The sequence below is a fragment of the Caldicoprobacter sp. genome (assembly GCF_047459465.1).
GTDB lineage: Bacteria > Bacillota > Clostridia > Caldicoprobacterales > Caldicoprobacteraceae > Caldicoprobacter.
Map to the genome: position 1 here is coordinate 1 of NZ_VSCO01000188.1, position 2,975 is coordinate 2,975.

At 40.7% G+C, this 2,975-nt stretch carries 3 protein-coding genes; all 3 read left to right on the forward strand.

Annotated features, from left to right (window positions below; translation table 11 throughout):
• Positions 1-301 (forward strand): helix-turn-helix domain-containing protein (locus tag FWJ59_RS09100; RefSeq protein ID WP_414481621.1); only part of this gene is annotated, 301 nt, incomplete at its 5' end.
• Between the two features lie 221 nt (positions 302-522).
• The gene (locus FWJ59_RS09105) at positions 523-2,187 is read left to right on the forward strand and encodes an extracellular solute-binding protein (RefSeq protein WP_414481622.1); all 1,665 of its coding nucleotides are present in this window, start codon (positions 523-525) and stop codon (positions 2,185-2,187) included.
• An 87-nt stretch (positions 2,188-2,274) separates the two neighbouring features.
• On the forward strand, positions 2,275-2,975 hold a 701-nt coding region (locus tag FWJ59_RS09110; RefSeq protein WP_414481623.1), incomplete at its 3' end, for an ABC transporter permease.

The window sequence follows — 2,975 nt, forward strand, 5'->3', positions numbered from 1 at the left end:
AATAGTAGAATATGTCGAGAACAATTTCTTAGATAATCAACTCAGTTTGGAAAGGATAGCAGAAGAGTTTAATGTTACTCCTCAGTACATGAGCAGGTTTTTTAAGGAACATCTGAATATGAATTATGTGGACTATATAAATTGTAAGAGGATAGAAAAGGCAAAGGAGTACTTGTTGAAGGGGGAAAAGGTAAAAGAGGTTGCACTAAAAACAGGATTTGGAAGCGTTGGCACATTTATTAACGCTTTTAAGAAATATACCGGCTTTACTCCCGGGGAATACGAAAAAATAGATGGCTAGTTTAAATTTTTGTAATGTTCTAAAATTGAAAACGTCAATAGTTTAAAAAAATGAAACAAAGCAAAATGTAATAATTCACTTATTTCTTGTCTGGCAATATAATTGGTAATGCAAAGCTTTGCAAAGCTAAATCCATATCTGGCGCCAGTATGGGTATCTCGTATCAACATTCTGAGCTAAACTTTAACCTTAATAAATTATAATTAAGGGGGATAAGATGTATGTCCAAGAAGAAAATCTTATCGGTAATGTTGGCTTTGGTATTATGCTTTGTACTGCTTGCAGGATGCGGATCAAGAGATACTGGTACTGGCTCTGATACTACTAAACCGCAAGAGCCCGCTTCCACTGGCACTGAACAAGAAAATAAGCAACAATCTGAACAAGAAAGTTCCGAGGGCGCAAAAAAAGAATCGGTTTATCCCATTAAAGGGGATTATAAGTTGACCTATTGGGTTGAACTAGCAGCCAATGTTACGGCTTATTGTACTAATTTCGCGGAACTTCCTTGGAGGCAGGAGTTAGAAAAAAGGACAGGTGTAAAGGTTGAGTATATCCATCCTCCCGTGGGGCAAGCAGAGGAAAGCCTTAACGTCCTGCTTGCATCTGGCGAGTATCCCGATATAATGGTATATCAGTGGCCCAGCTATCCTGGTGGAGTAATGAAGCTCTACAATGATGGCGTAATTATAGAGCTTACAGAACTCATGGAAAAATATGCTCCCAATCTAATGGCATATTATGAAGCCAATCCAGAGGTTGCAAGGCAGGTAAAAAGCGATGACGGTAAATTCTATCTGGTTCCCTTCATTAGAGGCCATAAAGAGTTGAGGCACACAAGTGGCCCTGTACTGAGGGCCGACTGGCTTAAAGCCAATGGACACGACGTTCCCAAAACCATCGCCGATTGGGAAAAGGTATTGACAGGGTTTAAAGAGAATCAGAAATGTGAGGCGCCATTTACCGGCAGCCTGGATCAAATAAAAATGACTTTCGTAAATGCCTTTGGCATTGACAGGACATTCTACCCTGATAATAAGGTTGTAAAGTTTGGTCCTGCTGAGGATGGCTATAAGGAGTTCTTAATAACCATGGCAGATTGGTACAAGAAAGGGCTTATCGATCAGAACTTTGCTACGGTTGACAGGACTATTCAGGATTCCAAGATGACTACCGGTAGAGCGGGAGCTACCAGAGCTGCTGGTGGAGGGCAGATGGGGCCTTATATCGTCACTGCACAGAAAGAAAATCCGGAGTATGATTTGGTAGCAGCACCTTATCCGGTTAAGAATCCGGGAGAAAAACCCAAGTATATGAATTCCTTTGAATTTACCTCCAACGGTCATGCGGTGATTACGACTTCCTGTAAGCATCCTGACATAGCTATGAGATTTTTGGATTATGCATATAGTGAAGAGGGTCACATACTCTATAACTATGGTATTGAAGGGGTATCATTCGAATATGTAGACGGCGTTCCAACATACACCGATCTCATCATGAATAACCCGGAAGGGTTGACTATAGCTCAAGCCATGTCAAAATACTGCCTGGCACCTATCAACGGGCCTTTTATACAGGATGTAAACTATATAAGGCAGTATTATACAATGCCTCAGCAAAAGGATGCGCTAGTGCAATGGTCTGATGTTGATGAGAATACCTCGGTAATGCCTCCCATTACGTTTACGCCCGAGGAAAGCGCTGAGGTCGCTAAGATCATGAACGAGATTAACACCTACGTAGATGAGATGACCATGAACATTATTATGGGCACAGAACCGATCTCCAAAGTGGACGAATTCCAGCAGACGATAAAGAATATGGGGATTGACAAAGCTATTGAGATTTATCAGAGGGCTCTAGATGGATATTATGCCAGATAAAGGCTAAGTCGAGTTTGGCTTGTTCTCCACAGGATGGCTTTTTAATGCCTCCTGTGGAGAATATTTTAAAATTTGCGGAGGGATTATATGTACAAACTGCGCAATGAAATAAGCGTGAATGTAGCCAATACCGGTAAAAAGCTGTCCTTTTCGGAAAAACTCTCCAGGGATTTCCTGAGAAATAAGGAGCTATATTTATTGGCCATTCCTATAGTTTTGTACTATTTATTATTTCATTATTGGCCTATGTATGGAGCGATTATTGCATTTAAAAACTTTTCGCCGGCAAGAGGTATTTGGGGAAGCCCGTGGGTAGGTTTTAAACATTTTAAAGATTTTTTCACTGGTGTGTATTTTGGTAGAACGCTAAGGAATACTGTAACTATTAGCCTCACTCAGCTGATAGTGGGTTTTCCTGCTCCTATTATACTTGCCCTATTGATTAACGAGTTAAAAAGCAAGGCTTTTGCCAGGACTGTTCAAACAATTACGTATATGCCGCACTTCATTTCCTTAGTAGTAATATGCGGTATGATCAAACAATTTACTAGCGATACGGGCTTTATCACACAGCTGTTGTCATACGTAGGGTTCAAGAAGCAAACCATGCTAAACAATCCGCGCTTGTTTGTACCAATATATGTGCTTTCCGATATATGGCAACATGTTGGGTGGGGAAGTATAATCTATCTTGCGGCTTTGACAGGAATAGATCAAGAGTTATATGATGCGGCAAAGATTGATGGCGCAAATAGATGGCAACAAACATTATATGTGACCATTCCCGG

Coding starts and splice junctions, on each gene's coding strand:
- FWJ59_RS09105 (WP_414481622.1), top strand. CDS start 523: ATGTCCAAGAAGAAAATCTTATCGGTAATGTTGGCTTTGGTATTATGC.